Below are 20,019 nucleotides of genomic sequence, written 5' to 3'. Positions count from 1 at the left end.
GCCGGCTATAAAGTGATCAGTTACTAAACATACTTTACTATTCTATCTGATTCTCCCACTTTTGTCAATAGCTCCAAGCAAATGTTTTCTCGCTTTTCCTATGAAACCCTTATCTACGATACTGTTTCAAGAAACGAGTCATCTTTTCTTGGATTTGTGCTAGCTCGTCCACACGTGGGAGGTAAACGATACGGAAATGGTCTGGTTCTTGCCAGTTAAATCCTCGACCATGAACCAAAAGAACCTTTTCTTGTTTCAAGAAATTAAGAACAAACTGCTCATCATCATCGATGCGATACATATTGCGGTCAATTTTAGGGAAGATATAAAGCCCCGCTTTCGGCTTGACCGCAGACAAACCTGGGATATCTTGAATGGCATTGTAAATGAAGTTTCTTTGCTCGTAGATCCGTCCACCAGGAAGGAGCAATTCATCAACTGACTGGTGCCCACCTAGTGAAGTTTGTACGACTTGCTGGGCTAAAACGTTAGAGCAAAGACGCATATTGGACAGCATATTGAGCCCTTCGATATAGCCTTTAACATGGGTCTTAGGTCCAGACAAGACCATCCAACCCACACGAAAACCAGCGATACGGTGGGATTTCGAAAGACCGTTCATGCTGACGCAGAAAACATCTGGAGCCAGACTTGCTACTGGTGTATGAACATATCCGTCCATCACCATGCGGTCATAAATCTCATCTGCAAAGATAATCAAATCGTTTTGACGTGCAATCTCAATAATCTCCAACAAGAGTTCCTTAGGATAAAGGGCTCCAGTTGGGTTGTTTGGATTGATAAGGACGATTGCCTTAGTATTGGAAGTAATTTTTGACTTGATGTCATCAATATCTGGATACCATTCTGCAGCTTCATCACAGATATAGTGAACGGCATTTCCTCCAGCTAGGCTGACAGCAGCTGTCCAGAGAGGATAGTCTGGCATTGGTACCAAGACCTCATCACCATTGTCCAACAACCCCTGCATGGACATAACAATCAACTCACTGACACCATTTCCAAGGTAGATATCATCAATGTCCACATTGGGGAATTTCTTCAGTTGGCAATACTGCATGATAGCCTTACGCGCCGAAAAAATACCCTTAGAGTCAGAGTAACCTTCGCTATCACGCGCATTCATTATCAAGTCATGGATAACCTCATCTGGCGCTGTAAAACCAAATTCAGCAGGATTTCCTGTATTCAGACGTAAAATCTTTTCTCCGTTTGCTCGCATGCGCATGGCTTCTTCCAAAACAGGACCACGGATATCATAGGCCACATGCTCTAACTTACTAGATTTGTTATATTCTTTCATCTTGTTTCCTCAATTCATCGAGATAGTAACATTATACCACTAGAATGAGGTTGCGACAAGTTTCCTGAAAGAGAGGAGTGCAGAAAATAGTAAAACCTTACTAAAAAGCAAGGAGAGCAGAGTTTATCAACTATATCGTTCACAATCCTATAGATAGTGCTGCTAGGAAAAATCCTGCAAGAGGGTAATAGCAAGCATATAACATCAAAAAAAGGAGACTGATATTTTGAAAGACCACATTTCCATTTCGAAACATAGCATAACTCAAAAACAGTTGAAACAGCAAATGAATTAGAGCTAGGTAGATAAAAATCAGAAAAATAAAGGCAAGTAATTCTGACATAAAATAGATAGATAGGATTTGAAGAGCCAGAGGGATCAATAAACAACTATAAAATCGTTTCGAGAAAGATTTTTCCGCTATTTCAAATATACAAGCCATAAGGACACCTCCTCATCTCTGCTCTCTTGCATAGATTCAGTAGAACATAAATAAAGATATAGTGAGGGCGATAACATTTTCGACTAAAATACTTTTTTACTTTACTTCTTTAGTGAAAAGGGTTACAATAACAGTAAGAAAATTTCAGGAGGTTTCATTATGGCACAACGTTACCAAAATGTTATGGTCGCAATTGATGGTTCTAAAGAAGCGGACTTGGCTTTCGTCAAGGGTGTTTACACTGCTCTACGCAACGAATCCAAGCTCACCATTGCTCATGTTATTGACACACGCGCTCTTCAAAGCGTGTCTACCTTTGATGCTGAAGTTTACGAAGAACTCCAAGTCGACGCTGAAAGTCTGATGAAGGAATACGAAAAGCGCGCAAGAGATGCTGGTGTGACTGATATTCACATCGTCATCGAAATGGGAAATCCAAAAACCCTCCTTGCCCGCACTATTCCCGACGCTGAAGGGGTTGACCTGATTCTCGTTGGCGCAACAGGACTCAATGCCTTTGAACGCCTCTTGGTTGGCTCTTCATCTGAATACATTCTCCGCCATGCGAAAGTCGACTTGCTGGTCGTGAGAGAAAGAGAAAAAACGTTGTAATTATAAAAAAAGGAGCTCCGTGCTCCTTTTTTTATGACTTATTTCTGTTTTTCTTTGTGGCGCTCATAAGCCTTGACTTGTCGTTGAATTTCTTTTCTAATAGCAGCTTCTGGAGCATACTTCTCCTCCCAGTCATCTGGTTTTAAGATTTTATGCGTAACTGGATCAAAATGTGCTTTTCCATCAGGGAAGATTTTCCCCATATTCGCTTCATGAACAATATCAAAAATACGTTCCGGATCCACTCCCATCAAGACAAAACTACCATAGGTAAAGTAAAGTATATCAATCAAGGCATCGACTTGCCCAATCAAATCTTTTTGGGCCGGTGTCTTTTTCACCACTTTCTCTGCAGCCTTATCAATCGCCTCATGCATACTTGCAAGCGACTGCTGGAATTCTTCCTCTGAAGAACTTGCTGCGCGAACAAACTCCACTAATTCTTCAATTTTAAAGTCTGCACGGTGGGTTGCTCCCTCAATATCCCAGGCCCGAGGCTCTTCTTGGGTTCGTTCATCCATCATGTGGTGGAAGGTTTTGACCTTATTGAAGTGGTAGTCCCGACTGACAAATACCTTTTCTGCTGCTAAAACACCAAAATGCTCGAGCGCCTTGTGGATACCATCTTGTTGGTTACTTGCAGTAATGTGCTTGGCAACTTCTTTGACGCTACTACTGCCATTTCCCATAGCCACAGACATGCCGACACCTGCCAACATTTCCAAGTCATTGTCCGAATCTCCGAAAGCCATGACTTGGTTGAGGTCAAAACCATACTCTTTCCCAACTAGGCGAATACCTTCTAATTTCGAATTCCCTTGGTTGATAATATCTGCAGCGAAGGGATTGCTTCGAGTCAATTTCAAATCTTCAAAATCACTTGCAACTTTCTCAGATTCTTCAGGAGTCATCAGCATTAACACTTGATAGATTGGCTCATTAATCAAACGAAGCAGGTCATCTTCCTTTTGAGGGACTGCCTTGCTAACCATTCGATTAAAAGAACGGCTAACGGTTCTTGTTAAGACAGTCGGGATAAAACGGCTAACCAGCTGTGAAAAGGATCCGAGACCAAAGGACATAATTTTGGAGCCAACAACTGCATGCTCGGTTCCAAGAGCAATTTCCTTACGCTCCTTTTTCGCATAGGCAACCAATTGACGCAAGCTTGACTTGGCAATCGGGCTAGCAAATAAGACTTTTTCTTTATTAAAGATATATTGTCCGTTATAAGTTATTGCAAAATCCAGGTCTAAATCTTCCATAAATTCCTTGACAAAGAAAGGCCCTCGTCCTGTCGCCACTCCAACAAGCACCCCTTGTTCTTTGACAATCTTAATCGCGTCCTTAGTGGATTTCAAAACACTCTTACGATCGTTGACTAGCGTTCCATCGATATCAAAAAAAACAGCTTTGACTTCCATCCTATCCCATTCCCCCCTTTTGTGTTACAATGATTATACCACATTTCAGAAAGAGTGAGTAAATCATGACTAAGAAAATCCTTGTTTTACATACAGGTGGGACTATTTCTATGCAGGCAGACGCTTCAGGCGCTGTTGTGACCAGCCAGGACAATCCCATGAACCACGTCACCAATCCTCTTAAAGGAATAGAAGTCCATGCGCTCGATTTTTTAAACCTTCCGAGCCCCCATATCAAACCCAAACACATGCTAGCCCTCTACCATAAGATTAAAGAGGAAGCAGACAACTACGATGGGGTTGTCATCACACATGGGACAGATACGCTAGAGGAAACTGCCTACTTCCTTGATACTATGGAAATCCCGCTCATGCCTATCGTTCTAACAGGAGCTATGCGTAGTTCTAACGAACTTGGTAGTGACGGTGTATATAACTATCTGAGTGCTTTACGGGTTGCCAGCGATGATAAAGCAGCCGACAAGGGCGTTTTGGTCGTCATGAACGATGAGATCCATGCAGCCAAGTATGTTACCAAAACTCATACAACCAACGTCAGCACCTTTCAAACCCCAACACACGGACCACTTGGTCTCATCATGAAGCAAGAAATCCTCTACTTCAAAACAGCCGAACCACGAGTCCGCTTTGATCTTGATTACATACAAGGTCTGGTTCCCATCATCTCAGCCTATGCAGGTATGACAGACGAGCTAATCGATATGTTAGACTTAGAACAACTGGATGGCTTAGTCATTCAAGCTTTTGGAGCTGGAAATGTTCCCAAAGAAACAGCTCAAAAGTTGGAAAATCTCCTCCAAAAAGGAATCCCCGTCGCCCTGGTTTCACGATGCTTTAATGGTATTGCCGAACCCGTCTACGCTTACCAAGGGGGAGGGGTTCAATTGCAAGAGTCTGGTGTTCTCTTTGTCAAAGAACTCAATGCTCAAAAAGCTCGACTCAAATTATTAATTGCCCTTAATGCTGAACTAAAAGGACAGGCCTTAAAAGACTATATGGAAGGCTAATCCTCTTCTCTAGAACAAAAAATCAGGAAATCGTGAAGATTTCCTGATTTTTTCTATTTACGTTTTCGTGTAGAGCGACGTTCTGTCAAACCATGAGGCAAGAGAACTTCACGTTCTTCCAACTCTTCCTTATGCATAATCTTAGTCAACATACGCATGCTGATAGCGCCTAGGTCATAAAGAGGTTGGGCAATAGTTGTCAAGTTTGGACGAGTGTATCGTGCAATTTGAGAGTCATCCGTCGTAATGATTTCAAACTCTTCTGGCACAGATACACCATGGTCAGCCAAACCATTCAACACACCTGCTGCCAATTCATCACCAGTTACAACTGCAGCTGTGGCTTGTGATGAAATCAAGCGTTCTGCCAAGGTGTAACCATCATTATAGCTGTATTTAGACTCAAATACCAAGCCCTCGCTATAAGAGATTCCTGCTTTCTTCAACGCTTCCTTATAACCAACCAAACGAACCTTGCCATTGATATCATCAACAAGTGGTCCACTCACAAAAGCAATTTTCTCATTTTCTTTGAGAAGGTAGCTCACTGCGTCAATCGTTGCTTGTCTGTAGTCAATATTAACGCTTGGCAACTGGTGTTCGATATCCACCGTCCCTGCAAGGACAACTGGTGTCCGAGAACGGGAAAATTCTGAACGAATCTTTTCAGTCAAGTGATAGCCCATAAAAATAATTCCGTCAACCTGTTTTGAAAAGAGAGTATTAACTACTGAAACTTCTTTTTCATCGTCTTCATCACTGTTGGCAAGGACGATATTGTACTTATACATCTCTGCAATATCATCAATCCCCTTGGCTAGGGTTGAAAAATAGCCATTGGTGATATTTGGAATCACAACACCAACTGTAGTGGTTTTCTTGCTGGCCAATCCACGCGCTACCGCATTTGGACGGTAGTCAAGACGATCAATCACCTCTAGAACTTTTTTACGAGTATTCTCTTTGACATTCTTATTTCCGTTCACTACACGGCTAACAGTTGCCATGGAAACACCCGCTTCACGAGCAACGTCATAAATCGTTACTGTATCGTCTGTGTTCATTCCGTTTCCTTTCTGTATTGAAAATTTCGCTTTCACGCATCTGTTTACTCCATTTTATCACTTATTGTAAACACTTTCAAGTATTTTTTAGAGAAACTTTGAAAAAATTTCATTTGATACTCACATTTTAAAAAAAGGAAGAAACTTTTCTTGATTTTTAAATCAGTTTGCTGTATGATAAGAAAAAAAGGAGGGAGAGGCTATGGCTTTTACAAATACCCAGAGACGTTCGGCCAGTTTTGGCGTTGTGACCAGCTTGCCTGATGATGTCATTGACTCTTTATGGTTTATTATCGATCATTTTTTGAAAAACGTCTTTGAATTAGAAGAAGAACTCGAATTTCAACTGCTCAATAATGAGGGAACCATCACCTTCCATTTCTCTAGTCAGCATCTGCCGACTAGTATCGACTTTGATTTTAATCATCCCTTCGACCCTCTTTACCCTCCTCGGATTCTTGTTTTAGACATGGACGGGAAAGAAACCATCCTCCTTCCTGAAGAAAATGACCTTTTTTAAAAACTCTAGCTTCTCGGCGCAAACTACTGAGGAACTAGAGTTTTATTTTTCTAATAAATGGAGCGACTAACAACCAGACCATTGGGTTTTGTATACTCTAAGTCAAGGTAATCCTGGTAAGTACCTGGTACGATGAAACCTTGGGGACTCAATATATCAGTCCCAGCTTTTCCCACGATTGAGTCTGCCAGCAAGACACAATTGGTACTGAGAACAAAGTAGGTCTTAAACTCAGATGAGCTAAATTTATAGAGGGTCGCATCTGCTTCCTGTTGCAGTTGGTAGGAGTAGGTATGCTTGACCTCGCCCTCTCTTCTTTTCATCAACTGCGAGCTTGGCTCCCAAGGAATTAACAAATCTTCTATCTCTGCCAAACGATCTTGGATAGCAGCTTTCTGTCGGTCTGTCAAACTCAGACCATAAGCAAACAAGGTCTTCTGACTTTCCCTCTTACAAAGTTCAATGTATTTTTCCCGATCGGCTTTAAACAAAACACCGTCTCCAACCATGCCGAATAAACGCTCTGAGTGGGGATCATACGAACCATAGGAAATAACCCTCTCCTGATAACAAATATCCACATGTCCCATGGCAAGGAAAAAAGAGGTTTCTGAAGTATGGACAAAAACTTCCAGATCAACCGTCTGGTCGTTTTTTCTTTCTGAATGAACTTCTCCTTCTTGGCTTTCATGATTTGACAGCCACTCATTCAATTTGCGTAAGGTACTGATAGGGATCAGAGCCGTCACAAAGATCGGTAAGGTCATTCGCATTCGCCGTTTCAGCTTAGGATTGCTTTCTATCCTCTCAAAAAAGAAACCGTCCCGAAGACTGCTGGCTCCTAGCATGAGCAAGTAAAATCCAAGCAAGAGCAATTCAAAATTCGCCGCATCGTGAAAAGGTGAGATGCTATAAAGACCAAATCCTATCATCCATACAGCATCAAAGAGATGATGAAGCCGAGGATGAATGGCATTTTTTCGATAGAGGGACCAGGTCACAAGACTAATGGCGCCCGTAAACAGCTGGTAACTCGCAATGATAAAGACTAGGAGATAGAGGGCAAGCTCTTGCAAAATGATAGAGTCAAATACGAGAGCCGCAACCATCAGCTTAGCCAAGGTTACAAGGATGTTTTCCCTACGTTTTTTATCCTGAAACCAGCGAGTCAACAAGTGCCAAACCGCTGACAAGGAAAAGTAGCCCATCAGCAACTGGTACCCCATCCGTGGAACAACTTGTCCAAAACGAATCAAAAGAATCCCTAAAATAATAGCAAGCAGTCCCTCCCCGATGCTCTTCCACTTGCTATAGGTCTCAGAAAGTTTAGGCATCGCCTTGCTCCAACTGATTAAGCAAGTAACGAATTGGTTGCTTTAAGATCGGATGGATAAAATGGGGAGCTATTTCCACTAACGGTTCAAGAACAAAAAGGCGTTCTGCTATGTAAGGGTGAGGCAAGATGAGTTCGTCTGTATAAATGACTTGGTTCTCCACAAAGAGCAAGTCCAAATCAATCAAACGAGGTCCCCAATGCACTTCTCGAACCCGTCCCATTTCTGACTCAATACTTAACAAGGTCTCTAACAAGACTGGTGCTGGTAGCCAGGTTTCTACTTCAATCACCTGATTGGCAAAACTATCTTGCTCCACACCGCCCCAGGGCTCCGTCGTCAAGACACTGGACTCTTTGAGAATATGGATGCCGCGAGCTCGCAGTTTATCGATAGCTTGTTCCAAGTTCGCCTGCTTATCGCCCATATTGCTTCCTAGAGCGATAAAGGCCCGCTGCTTACGACGGTGAATGGTCACCGAGCAGGTATCCAACGGTAAATGCACTGGAGCCCAAGGTTTTTTGAGTTCCAACTCAATCTCTTGAACAAGAGGATAAGTCTCAAAGGTACGTTCAACTAGTTTGTAGGCTACCGTTTCAATCAAGTCCTCAGTGGTTTCCTGAAACCAAGTCGTCCACTGCTGACAAAGTTCTCCGTAATGGATAGAAGCCGCCAAATCCAAGTCTGTCGCTGCCTTGGTCATATCATAGGATAAGCGTGCGGAAATAACAAACTTTTGCCCCAATTCCTTCTCACTTGGAAAGAGGCCGTGGTATGCAAATATTTCCAAATCTTTAATCTGCAGTTGATCCATAACTAGTCCTTTCTAGAAAAATCCGCATAAAGCGGATTCTTTTATAGTCCCATTAGACGATAAGCCTGGTCTCGGAGATCCTTATCCGTCTCAAATAGGCCACGAGCTACTGTCGTCAAAGTTGCAGTGCCTGGTTTTCGAACACCACGCATGCTCATGCACATATGCTCTGCTTCAATGACAACAAAGGCTCCCTTAGCCCCTAGATACTCCATCAAGGCATCAGCCACTTCAATATTCAAACGTTCTTGAATCTGTGGTTTTTTAGAATAGACTTCAACTGTACGCGCTAGCTTGGACAAGCCTGCCACACGACCATCTGGAATGTAGGCAATGTGCGCTCTCCCATAGAAGGGCAAGAAGTGGTGTTCACACATGGTGTGGAAAAAGATATCCTTCTCCACTACCATATTGTCGTCAATAATCTCAAAGGATTTTGCCAAATGTTCCTCAGCAGTTTGGCCAAGACCTGAAAAAATCTCTTGGTACATACGAGCTACACGAGCAGGTGTTTCCTGTAATCCCTCGCGGTTAGCATCCTCACCAACGGCCTCGATAATCATTTTTACAGCCGTTTCAATCTTTTGTTTATCCATTCTCGTTCTTCCTCTCCATCAGATAGGCTCTCACTTGGCTCAAGAAATACAAGGAACCCGTGACAATCCTAACTGTTTTTTTCTCTTCATCTTCTGTCATTTTCTGATCTAAAAATTCCTGCCAGTTTTGGTAATTGAGATTTCTAGACTCAGCTGTCTCTTTCAGCACGCTCTCATCAGTCGCCCGACTATCGTCAAAATGGGTTAAAGTCAGTTGACTATCCGGCACCGTCTCTAGCAAGTCCAGCATATCCTCCAAGGCCTTGGTTTTGATACAAGTAAAGAGGATTTCCTTGTGATAATCCGCAAAGCGTTCTTGCAGGGTGCCCAATAAAGCCTTGATAGCATGGGGATTGTGGGCCCCATCCAAAATCAGCAAGGGGTCACTAGACAAGACCTCCAAACGCCCTGGCCATCTTGTTTCTTCCAAAGCTTGAGCAACCAAGGTATTAGCTGGTAAGGCTCGACCATCTTCTTGACAAAAAGTATCAAGTAAAGCTATGGCCATCCCAGCATTCTCTATTTGGTGCAAACCAAGCAAACCTGTCTGGAAGCAAGCTTGTCTGACAGCACTTGTATAGTCAAAGACCTCACCCGTTACCACACTTTCTTGATGGCGAACCTGATAATCTGTCCCATAGGCAATTCTCGGCGCATTTTTCCCTTCTGCAATGCGGTCAATAACAGCCAAGGCTTCTGGAACAATGTGACCTGTCACCAAGGGAATACCTTGTTTGATAATACCAGCCTTCTGCTCTGCTATGGCTTCCAAAGTATCACCAAGTAGGGCTACATGGTCTAAGCCAATGGTCGTAATTCCTGTCAGAATGGGTTGACAGACATTAGTACTATCCAGAAGTCCACCCATTCCGACTTCCATAATGGCCACATCAACTTTTTCAGCAGCAAAATAATCATAGGCTAGGGCTGTGATAATCTCAAACTCGGTCGTTCCTTGTAAAGCAAGGCCCCTCTCCCCCTCAAGTAAAGACTCATAGTCTGCCATCATGGCTTCTAGCCTCGCCTCAGGGATGGATTTCCCATTGATGCTAATCTGGTCTGTGTAATGAATGAGATAAGGCGAGCTAAAGACTCCAACTTTCAACCCCATCTTTTCCAGCATGTTTTTTAGAAAAGTAATGGTAGAGCCCTTACCATTGGTCCCTCCAATATGGATGACCTTGAGTTTGAGATGGGGATTGCCTCTTAGCGTCAAGAGTTCCACCATTCTCTCCAAACCAAAATTCGGTTGGTCTGTCCGATAGTGGGCAATCCACTGATTGTTTTGAATTTCGTTCATCTTACTTGTATTGTTTTAAATCTAGATTTTCCGCTTCATCAGCCAAACGAATGGCGGAGGCAATTTCAATTGCCATCTTGTGACTAGCTACATCGTGCACGCGCACCACTTCTACACCCTGTCTCGCAGCGATACTCGTTACATGAGCCGAAGCCGTGTCCCGATTGCGGAAACCGACTTCTGTCTCAGGATTGACTTCGAAGCCATTCTCCTCAAGGATATTGATAACAAATCGCTTGCGCGAAACTCCAAGAAAGATTGGATAGCCTTGCTGGTGTAGTTTATCCAGGTCACGTAAAAGGACCAGATTTTCCTTCTTGGTCAGACCAAATCCAATTCCCGGATCCAACATGATCTTATCTCTTGCTATCCCAGCTTGATTCGCTCTCGCTAGAGCTCGTTCAAAGAAAGCCGTCATCAAATCTTCTACTGGTAGTTGTTCAAGGTCAGCTAACTCTTTCTCTGTAAATGCTTGTCCAAATCCAAAACGAGGAAATATCTGCGAGCTAGGGTGTTGAGGTCGAGCCATAACTGGATTAAACATGATGACCACTTGTGCTCCCGCTTTGGCAACCACATGAGCCATTTTTTCATCACCCATGAGGCCAGTGATGTCATTTACCAGATTGGCACCAGCAGCCAAAGCAGCCTCTGCTACCTGACTCTTCCAAGTATCGATGGAAATGAGGACATCACTTTCCTTGCGAATAGCTTTGATAACTGGAAGGACACGCTGGATTTCCTCTTCTATCTCTACATAGCTGCTGCCCGGACGAGTCGATTCTCCTCCGATATCTAGCATACTAGCTCCTTCAGCTATCAATTTACGGGCTTGCTGGAGCGCCTGCTCAACAGCAAAAAACTGACCACCATCCGAAAAGGAATCTGGGGTTACATTGATAATTCCGCAAATGGCTGTTTTTGCCTGACTAGCTTTATTAGACATAGGGTCACTCCTCAAGGTTTTTCACCACATTATTTCTCTATTTTACCATAAAAAGAAAAAGATGGATACGCTAGTATTCATCTTTCTTTTAGGAACGGATGAATATCATCCTAAATCAGACTTATATAGTGAACCCTAAAATAATAGCTGGTCCATGCCACATTCCATAACTAAACATGCTTTTGGACTACTAGTCCTGATAGTTTATCATCAAAAAAGAGAGAACTATAATTGTTCTCTCTATGCAGAAATTTTCTACTTCTATTATTGGCTACTGGAAGCCAGTCCGCCAAAAACAGAACAGTTACTCCTCTTTTGAATGAAAATTAATCCAAATTACATGATACCGAAGTAACGAGCTGCGATACCTACTGCAAAAAGGGCAAGGATGATTGTGATTGGTGATACTTTTTTCTTAAGCAACCACATGCAGAGGAAAGTAAGGAGAAGTCCCATCAATCCTGGAATCAATGAGTTCAACTGACCTTGAAGAGTTTGTGGTTGAACGCTATCCAAGCTCAATCCGCTGAGTGCTTGACCAAGGATTCCCTTCAATTCTCCACCTGTTACAGCGCCTTCTGGGAAGTTGATATAAGCACCTTCTGCCAATTGTTTACCAGGAAGGTTAACAGTGAAGTTGATAGATACCCAACGTTGTACAAGGACGGCAAGGATGAACATACCAAGGATAGACGCTCCTTTAGTGATGTCTTTCAAGATACCACCAGACATGTCTTTAGTGATTTCAGATCCAGCTTTGTAACCGAACTCTTGTGTATACCATAGGAAGGCCATACGGATGGCATTCCATCCAAAGAAGAAGAGAAGGGGACCAACAAGGTTACCAGATGCAGCAAGTGAAGCACCAAGGGCTCCAAGAATAGGACGAACTGTGAACCAGAATACTGGGTCACCGATACCAGCAAGAGGTCCCATCATACCGATCTTAACCCCTTGGATAGCCGCGTCATCGATTTCAACACCGTTAGCGCGTTCTTCTTCAAGTGCAAGCGTAACCCCCATGATAGGAGCAGCTACGTATGGGTGAGTGTTGAAGAACTCAAGGTGACGCTCAAGAGCAGCGGCTTGTTCTTCTTTAGTAGTGTACAATTTTTTGATAGCTGGAATCAATGAGTAAGCCCAACCCAAGTTTTGCATACGCTCATAGTTCCAAGAACCTTGAAGGAATTGTGAACGCCACCAAACTTTTCGACGATCTGATTTTGTTAATTGAATTTTTTCAGCCATGATTGTTCCCCTTTCTAGTAGTCTTCTAGGATATCACCGATTGGGTCGTTAGAAGTCGCAGCTCCTCCGCCACCGTTTCCACCTTGTTTAGAAAGGTTAAGATAGATGAAGGCAAGGGCAACACCGATGACACCAAGGGCAATCAAAGTCAATTGTGAAATCGCTGCAAGAGCGAAACCGATTGCGAAGAATGGCCATACTTCACGAGTTGCCATCATGTTGATAACCATAGCGTAACCAACGGCAACGACCATAGCACCACCGACAGCCATACCACCGTTCAACCATTCTGGCATCAATTTAAGAGCATCTTGGACAGCAGAAGCTGGGATAGCGATAAGGAAGGCTGCAGGGATTGCGATACGAAGACCTTGAAGAACAAGAGCAAAGTAGTGAGCGCGTTCAACGGCAGCAAAGTTTGCGTCTTTAGCAGCAGCATCAGCTGAGTGAACCAAGACAACTGAGATTGTACGAACAATCATTGTCAAGAAAAGTCCAGCTACGGCAATAGGGATAGCTGTTGCAGTTGCAACAGCGATACCTTCAGTAGTAAAGTTTCCACCTTTGATCAAGATGATTGCTGCAGCAACAGATGCAAGAGCAGCGTCAGGAGCTACGGCAGCTCCGATGTTTGCCCAACCAAGGGCGATCATTTGAAGAGATCCACCAAGCATAACACCTGCTTCGAGGTTACCAGTTGCAAGTCCGATAAGGGTACATGCGACGATTGGTTGATGGAATTGGAATTGGTCGAGGATACCTTCAAGACCTGCAAGGAAGGCAACAACTACAACCAAGATAGCAGAAATGATTGAAATATCTGACATGGTTTTATTCCTTTTCTATTTAGTTTTAATAAAGTATTTAATCCTGTTTTCAAAAATGATAGAAACAGATTAAAATTATTGAACGTTTGCTTTCTTAATCAAGTCAAACAAATCTTTTTTCGTGTCGTTTGGTACTTTACGTACGTCAAATTCAACACCGAGGTCACGCATTTTTTCAAAGGTTGCAACGTCTTCTTTGTCCATAGACAAAACGTTGTTAATCATTGTTTTACCTGTTGAGTGAGCCATAGAACCAACGTTAAGGGTCTTGATTGGCACGCCACCTTCGATGGCACGAAGGGCATCTTGAGGTGTTTCAAACAAGATAAGAGCATGTGTGTTACCAAAACGAGGATCCTTTGCAACCTCAATCAATTTTTTGATTGGTACAACGTTGGCTTTTACTCCGTTAGGAGCTGCTTGTTTGATCAATTCTTTACGCAATTCGTCGTTTGCAACGTTATCTGAAGCAACGATGATACGGTCTGCTTTTGAATCTGGTGTCCAAGCGGTTGCAACTTGTCCGTGAAGGAGACGAGTGTCTAGACGAGCAAGGTTGATCTTCAGTTTACCGTCACCGATAACAGTTCCTTCTGGAATAGCAGCTTGGGCAACTGGAGCAGCTGCAGCACTTGCAACTTCCTCAACTGGGTTAAGCTCTTCTGGAAGAGCTTTGATGCCATCTTTGGCTTCTTTAATGATATTCGCAGCGACTTTTTCCACACCTGCATTCGCGTCCATCAGGCGCTCTGTGTAGGCTTGGATCAACATCGGTAAGTTCAGTCCTGTGATGATGGCAAATTTACGTTCTGGATTTTCTCCCATCACGCGACTAGCTTGGTTAAATGGAGATCCACTCCAAAGGTCAGCCAAGACTAGAACCTCATCTTCTGCGTCAAATGCAGCAACAGCGTTATTGATCTTAGCGTATAAATCATCTGGACCTTCGTTTGGCATAAAGGTTACAACTTGAACCTTTTCTTGTTCACCAAAGATCATAGATCCTGACTGATGAATACCCGCAGCAAATTCGCCGTGGCTCGCAATAATGATTCCGATACTCATTATTGTCATTCCTCCTTATAAAATGTTTGACTGAATGTTTAAGAAAACTTTAAGCCTAACTTTAAGTATAAACCGTTTTCAAACAAAAAGCAACCATTTCTTATAGATATGTGTTAATTTTCAATGAAAATCTATTTACAAAATGTTAATATATAAAGAATTTTTAAAGATGTATTCAAGTAAAGAACTAAAATTTAATATAAAAACAATGAAAATGGGCTGTCTTTTTGAAAATAAATTGAAAACAAAACGAAAGACTGCAAGTGAGCAATCTTTCGTTTCCCAATTTTATCATTAACTTAGTGTGTAAAATCCAGTACCATACGTCCTTGGATTTGACCTTTTTCCATTTCATCGAAAATAGCTACAGCATCTTCTACTGGACGTTTTTGAACTACGGGTACTATCAGACCTTCTGCCCCGAATTGGAAGGCTTCTTCCAAGTCTTTACGAGTTCCAACAAGAGAACCAATCACTTGAATTCCATCTAGAACAGTTTTTACGATGCTAAGATCCATCATTTCAGAAGGAAGACCAACAGCTACTACGCGACCAACAGCACGAACGGAATCAACAGCTTGATTGAAGGCAACTTTAGACACAGCAGTTACGACAGCTGAATGAGCTCCTCCATTTGTTTTTTCTTTGATAAGTTCTGGAACGTCTTCAACTTCTAGTCCATTGATAACGATTTCTGCGCCTACTTCTTTTGCAAGAGCCAGTTTGTCGTTGTTGATATCAACTGCGATAACATGAGCGTTGAATACTTTCTTGGCGTATTGAACGGCTAAGTTACCAAGACCACCAGCACCATAGAAGACTATCCATTGTCCTAGTTCAACTTTTGCTTCTTTAATGGCTTTATAGATTGTTACACCAGCACATGTGATTGAAGAAGTTTGGACTGGATCAAGTCCATCTGGAACTTTAACAGCATAATCCGCTGTTACGATACATTGTTCTGCCATACCACTGTCTACTGAATATCCAGCATTTTTCACCGTACGGCAGAGAGTTTCGCGACCAGTTTACAGTATTCGCAAGTACCGCAGCCTTCGAAGAACCAAGCAATGCTGACACGGTCACCAACTTTAAGGCTTTGAACATCTGGAGCAACTTCCTTGACGATACCGATACCTTCATGTCCTAGAACACGACCAGGTACTTGACCGAAGTCCCCATGAGCAACGTGAAGATCAGTGTGGCAAACTCAACAATATTCCACTTCAACAAGTGCTTCCCCAGTTTTAAGTGAGCGGAGTACTTTTTCTTCAATGACAACACCAGTGCTTTCTGGATTTACAACAACAGCTTTCATAGCTATCCTCCTTGATATTTTCTGAGAACAGAGATAAATAGACTGGATTGATTTTTGTGTCAAATAGAGTCACATTCGCTGAGCTCTCTTGTCTATTTTATGTGTATTATATCACAAATGAAAGCCTTTTCCACGAGTTTGAATGTGAATTCATAAACAATCGATTGACCAGTTGACTAGACTGTGAAAAAAACACAAAACTCCTTGACAAAAAGACTTCCAAATTATAAAAACGCATAAGATCAGGTATTGAAATCCTTGATATTATACGTTTTATCATAGGAAGTTGCTGGCTCTTCTCCTCAAATGGAGTTTTTGCCAGCCACCAGTATACATTACAAGAACAAATCCTGAAGTGTTTTTGCAACACCATCTTCTTCGTTGGTCAGAGGAAGTTGTTCATCTGCATATGGAAGAAGAGCAGGGTTAGCGTTTTTCATAGCATATCCCTTGCCTGCGAAAGCCAGCATTTCTCTATCATTTTGCTCATCGCCGAAGGCAATTAAGTCTTTTTTATCACGATTCATCACATTGAGCAAATATTCGAGGGCAAAGGCTTTGTTGACTCCTTTGGGTGTACATTCGAGGATATTGAGGGGGCCTCCCCAGGTATTGATCGCTAGTTGGTGCTGGTAAAAGCGATTCATCTCGTCAGCTAGGGCGTATTTGTCCTCAGCTCTTGTTTGCAAGAGGATGCAGTTGGGGTCCTTGGTCACCAGTTCAGGCTTGAATTGATTTTCGGGTTGGAAATTTTCCACACCAAATAATTTGGGATCTGCGATTTCTTCATTAGGAGCTGTGATATAAAACTTCTTACGGTATTCTCCTGCAATAAAGTCAGCTTGGATATCCTCTTTGCGTTGGACCATATCCAAGAGGTATTTTTTGTCCAAGGTCAAGCACTTCTCATGCGCCCAAGTCTGCCCGGGTAAATGGGTGAGGGAACCATTAAAGTTAATCATGGGAGTATGCAACTCGAGTTCGCGGTAGAAGTCTTTTGCCATACGATACGGACGGCCTGTTGTGATAACAACATGGTGTCCCTTTTCAGTAATTTTTTTGATTGTCTTTTTGGTAAAATCGGAGAGCTTGCTTTCACCATTGAGCAGGGTTCCGTCCAAATCGACTGCGATAATTTTTTTAGTCATATAAACCTTCCTAGTACATTCCAGATAAGATGTCTACTATTATATCAAAAAGAAAGAAGAAAAACAGGCTCAAAACAAAAAATAAACATTTCATTTTGTTAAATAAATCAAACAAACATATTGAAAAGGTGAATGATAAATGATATAATACTCATATTGTTCGTAAAAAAACAAAAGGAGATTTATAATGGACAAACTATTTAAACTAAAAGAGCACGGGACAGATGTCCGTACAGAGGTGCTTGCTGGTTTAACAACTTTCTTTGCAATGAGCTATATTCTCTTTGTAAACCCACAAATGCTTTCACAGACTGGCATGCCTGTACAAGGTGTATTCTTGGCAACGATTATCGGTTCTGTAGTCGGTACCTTGATGATGGCTTTCTATGCTAATTTGCCGTATGCACAAGCACCAGGTATGGGATTGAACGCCTTCTTTACCTTTACAGTTGTATTTGGGATGGGCTATACTTGGAAAGAAGCTCTTGGTATGGTCTTCATTTGTGGAATTATTTCACTGATTATTACCTTGACAAATATTCGTAAAATGATCATCGAATCCATTCCTACAACGCTCCGTTCTGCCATTTCAGCTGGTATTGGTGTTTTCCTTGCCTATGTGGGGATTAAGAATGCTGGTTTCTTGAAATTCTCGATTGATCCGGGTACTTATACTGTAGCAGGTGAAGGAGCAGACAAGGCTCAAGCTGCAATTACTGCAAACTCAGCAGCCGTTCCAGGTTTGGTAGACTTCAATACTCCAGCAGTATTGGTGGCTCTTGCAGGTCTGGCTATTACTATCTTCTTTGTTGTTAAAGGAATTAAAGGTGGAATCATTCTATCTATCCTTACAACGACTGTTCTTGCCATCGCTGTTGGTGTTGTGAAATTGTCAGGGATTGACTTTGCTAGCAACAACCTTTCATCAGCGGTTAATGATCTAGGAACTTTGTTTGGTGCTGCTCTTGGTTCAGAAGGTTTAGGATCTTTGATATCAAACACTTCACGTTTACCAGAAACCTTGATGGCTATTCTTGCCTTCTCACTAACTGATATTTTTGATACAATAGGTACGCTTATCGGTACTGGTGAAAAAGTTGGTATCGTTGCGACAAGTGGGGAAAATCATGAGTCAGCTAAATTGGACAAGGCTCTTTACTCAGACTTGGTGGCAACTTCAGTAGGTGCCATTGCAGGTACTTCAAACGTTACGACCTATGTTGAGTCTGCGGCGGGTATCGGTGCTGGTGGACGTACTGGTTTGACAGCCCTAGTTGTTGCGATCTGTTTTGCCCTATCTAGCTTCTTTAGCCCACTTCTAGCGATTGTTCCAACAGCTGCAACAGCACCAATTTTAATCATTGTCGGAATCATGATGCTTTCTAACTTGAAAAATATTCCTTGGGATGATATGGCTGAAGCGGTTCCTGCCTTCTTCACCTCTATCTTTATGGGATTCAGCTACTCTATCACACAAGGGATTGCTGTTGGTTTCTTGACATACACCTTGACAAAACTTGTCAAAGGTCAAGCCAAGGATGTGCACGTGATGATTTGGATTTTGGATGCCTTGTTTATCCTTAACTATATCAGTATGGCGCTATAAATGGTATAATAGAAAAAGGCGAATTCCCCCTTTTTATTATAAGGAGGTACAACATGAAAGAAAAGACAATCTGGCAAGAGGTTTTAAACAGAGGAATGTGGGTCCTCATCCTTTTAGCGGCTTTTATTCTATCGCAAGTTCCCATAGGACTAGCTGCTTGGTTGGCCGTTAAACAATTTCCACTTTTACAGTCAGGACTCTTAGTCGGCACCTTAGCCATTGTTGTTTTGGCTATATTCATCATTAGCGCTCGAAAAACCAAGCTTGCCAGCTTTAATTTATCCTTTTTTAAGGCTCAAGACTTGGCTCGCCTGGTGTTGAGTTATCTAGTAATTTTTGCTACCAACTTGTTTGGTTCATCTTTGCTTCGCATGATGAATGAGACGACAACCAGCAATCAATCAGCCATTAATGGTTTTGTTCAAAACAGTTCCTTGATTTCAACTTTTTTCTTGCTAGTCTTGATTGCTCCTATTTGTGAGGAAATCTTGTGTCGGGGGATTATTCCTAAAAAAATCTTCCGTGGTAAGGAAAAAATTGGCTTTGTTGTTGGGGCAATTGTCTTTGCCTTACTCCATACACCAACTAATCTACCCTCTGTGATTATTTATGGAGGGATGTCTACGGTTCTGACTTGGACAGCCTATAAGACAGAACGTCTAGAGATGTCGATCTTACTTCATATGATCGTTAATGGTATCGCTTTTAGCTTATTAGCCCTACTGGTTTTGATTAGTAGAAATTTAGGTCTATCTTTCTAAAAAAGAAAATTCCATATTTCCAGTTGATTTTTTTATATTATAAATAGTCAGCGCTTAAAGTGAACTGCGCCCCAAAAGTTAGACAAGGAAATCTAACTTTTGGGGTCTTTTACTACGCAAGAAACTTATTCGGATAACGTTAAAATCTATGAATACCGAAAACCAGTTCAAAATTTCGCACAGCATTCAAAGAAATTTTCTGTGAATGTTTATGCACTAAACTACATGATCAGATTGATTGAACGTTATAGAATAAAAATCACAAAAAAGAGGAAATACAGTTACTACTCTCCAACAATTTTTAAGAGAGTAAGGTTATTCAAGTCACCATGCCTTGCAAAAGAAATAACCCAGACAACGACATCATGAAATCCTTATTTAGCATTCTTAAGTCTGAGGATATGAGAAGACATTTCATTCATTTAAGCAATGAGAACATGCAAATTGTTGACTACATTGACCGCTCCATCACCAAAGAAAGATAGGTGATATTACACAGAATATTTATTCACTTAATATGATCTCAACAAATATTCTAAACAGACCCGAAAGCAAATGAAGAAATATGACTTTCAAAAAACTTCTAAGGCTCCTTACCTTGAAACGACTAGAATTCTCCTGAAAAAGCGTCGTTTCAAGTGC

Annotated in this window: 17 protein-coding genes and 1 pseudogene; 5 read left to right on the top strand and 13 right to left on the bottom strand. The window is 42.0% G+C overall.

Annotation, left to right across the window (positions count from 1 at the left end):
* Positions 1-109: 109 nt before the first annotated feature.
* Entirely contained in the window at positions 110-1,324 is a 1,215-nt protein-coding gene (locus tag B7709_RS01305) for a pyridoxal phosphate-dependent aminotransferase (protein ID WP_084971045.1), read from the bottom strand.
* 601 nt (positions 1,325-1,925) lie between these two features.
* Here B7709_RS01305 and B7709_RS01295 point away from each other — a divergent pair.
* Positions 1,926-2,378: a universal stress protein gene (locus B7709_RS01295; RefSeq protein ID WP_061454433.1), complete on the top strand. Its 453-nt coding sequence runs from the start codon at positions 1,926-1,928 to the stop codon at positions 2,376-2,378.
* A gap of 38 nt (positions 2,379-2,416) precedes the next feature.
* On the opposite strand, the gene B7709_RS01290 is transcribed toward B7709_RS01295, so the two are convergent.
* Positions 2,417-3,802 carry a Cof-type HAD-IIB family hydrolase gene (locus B7709_RS01290; protein ID WP_084971041.1) on the bottom strand — a complete coding sequence of 462 codons (1,386 nt, stop codon included), beginning with the start codon at positions 3,800-3,802 and terminating at the stop codon, positions 2,417-2,419.
* Between the two features lie 65 nt (positions 3,803-3,867).
* Here B7709_RS01290 and B7709_RS01285 point away from each other — a divergent pair, with 65 nt between their 5' ends.
* On the top strand, positions 3,868-4,830 hold the full coding sequence (locus B7709_RS01285; protein WP_084971039.1) for an asparaginase: 963 nt from the start codon (positions 3,868-3,870) through the stop codon (positions 4,828-4,830).
* Between the two features lie 53 nt (positions 4,831-4,883).
* Here the strand turns inward: B7709_RS01285 and ccpA are convergent, their stop codons facing one another.
* Positions 4,884-5,894: a catabolite control protein A gene (ccpA, locus tag B7709_RS01280; protein ID WP_084971037.1), complete on the bottom strand. Its 1,011-nt coding sequence runs from the start codon at positions 5,892-5,894 to the stop codon at positions 4,884-4,886.
* A 202-nt stretch (positions 5,895-6,096) separates the two neighbouring features.
* On the opposite strand from ccpA, the gene B7709_RS01275 reads away from it, so the two are divergent.
* Complete coding sequence (locus B7709_RS01275; RefSeq protein ID WP_084971035.1) at positions 6,097-6,414, top strand: DUF960 domain-containing protein; 318 nt, start codon at positions 6,097-6,099, stop codon at positions 6,412-6,414.
* Between the two features lie 50 nt (positions 6,415-6,464).
* On the opposite strand, the gene B7709_RS01270 is transcribed toward B7709_RS01275, so the two are convergent.
* From B7709_RS01270 to B7709_RS01225, 10 genes and pseudogenes are all read right to left on the bottom strand, one after another.
* Positions 6,465-7,748: a hypothetical protein gene (locus tag B7709_RS01270; protein WP_084971033.1), complete on the bottom strand. Its 1,284-nt coding sequence runs from the start codon at positions 7,746-7,748 to the stop codon at positions 6,465-6,467.
* The gene (folK, locus tag B7709_RS01265) at positions 7,741-8,562 is read right to left on the bottom strand and encodes a 2-amino-4-hydroxy-6-hydroxymethyldihydropteridine diphosphokinase (RefSeq protein WP_084971031.1); all 822 of its coding nucleotides are present in this window, start codon (positions 8,560-8,562) and stop codon (positions 7,741-7,743) included. Before folK ends, B7709_RS01270 begins: the two co-directional genes overlap by 8 nt.
* A gap of 41 nt (positions 8,563-8,603) precedes the next feature.
* Positions 8,604-9,158 (bottom strand): GTP cyclohydrolase I FolE, encoded by a 555-nt coding sequence (gene folE, locus B7709_RS01260; RefSeq protein WP_084971029.1) that lies wholly within the window; start codon positions 9,156-9,158, stop codon positions 8,604-8,606.
* On the bottom strand, positions 9,151-10,458 hold the full coding sequence (locus B7709_RS01255; protein ID WP_084971027.1) for a bifunctional folylpolyglutamate synthase/dihydrofolate synthase: 1,308 nt from the start codon (positions 10,456-10,458) through the stop codon (positions 9,151-9,153). The genes folE and B7709_RS01255 overlap by 8 nt, the downstream gene beginning before the upstream one ends.
* 1 nt (position 10,459) lies before the next feature.
* Positions 10,460-11,404 carry a dihydropteroate synthase gene (gene folP, locus B7709_RS01250; RefSeq protein WP_084971025.1) on the bottom strand — a complete coding sequence of 315 codons (945 nt, stop codon included), beginning with the start codon at positions 11,402-11,404 and terminating at the stop codon, positions 10,460-10,462.
* Between the two features lie 336 nt (positions 11,405-11,740).
* The gene (locus B7709_RS01245; protein WP_084971023.1) at positions 11,741-12,652 is read right to left on the bottom strand and encodes a PTS system mannose/fructose/sorbose family transporter subunit IID; all 912 of its coding nucleotides are present in this window, start codon (positions 12,650-12,652) and stop codon (positions 11,741-11,743) included.
* Between the two features lie 14 nt (positions 12,653-12,666).
* Positions 12,667-13,479, bottom strand: a complete 813-nt coding sequence (locus B7709_RS01240) for a PTS mannose/fructose/sorbose transporter subunit IIC (protein ID WP_076984815.1) — start codon at positions 13,477-13,479, stop codon at positions 12,667-12,669.
* Between the two features lie 75 nt (positions 13,480-13,554).
* Positions 13,555-14,544 (bottom strand): PTS sugar transporter subunit IIB, encoded by a 990-nt coding sequence (locus B7709_RS01235; protein ID WP_084971021.1) that lies wholly within the window; start codon positions 14,542-14,544, stop codon positions 13,555-13,557.
* Between the two features lie 299 nt (positions 14,545-14,843).
* Positions 14,844-15,862: pseudogene (adhP, locus tag B7709_RS01230) on the bottom strand (alcohol dehydrogenase AdhP).
* Positions 15,863-16,197: 335 nt separating this feature from the next.
* Positions 16,198-17,010, bottom strand: a complete 813-nt coding sequence (locus tag B7709_RS01225; RefSeq protein WP_084971019.1) for a Cof-type HAD-IIB family hydrolase — start codon at positions 17,008-17,010, stop codon at positions 16,198-16,200.
* A gap of 187 nt (positions 17,011-17,197) precedes the next feature.
* Here B7709_RS01225 and B7709_RS01220 point away from each other — a divergent pair, with 187 nt between their 5' ends.
* Positions 17,198-18,616: an NCS2 family permease gene (locus B7709_RS01220; RefSeq protein ID WP_084971017.1), complete on the top strand. Its 1,419-nt coding sequence runs from the start codon at positions 17,198-17,200 to the stop codon at positions 18,614-18,616.
* A 53-nt stretch (positions 18,617-18,669) separates the two neighbouring features.
* Positions 18,670-19,377 (top strand): CPBP family intramembrane glutamic endopeptidase, encoded by a 708-nt coding sequence (locus B7709_RS01215; RefSeq protein WP_084971015.1) that lies wholly within the window; start codon positions 18,670-18,672, stop codon positions 19,375-19,377.
* The last annotated feature ends 642 nt before the right edge of the window (positions 19,378-20,019 follow it).

The sequence above is a fragment of the Streptococcus oralis subsp. dentisani genome (assembly GCF_002096335.1).
GTDB lineage: Bacteria > Bacillota > Bacilli > Lactobacillales > Streptococcaceae > Streptococcus > Streptococcus oralis_Z.
The sequence above is the reverse complement of the archived record's forward strand: the minus strand, read 5'-3'. Positions and strand labels throughout refer to the sequence as shown.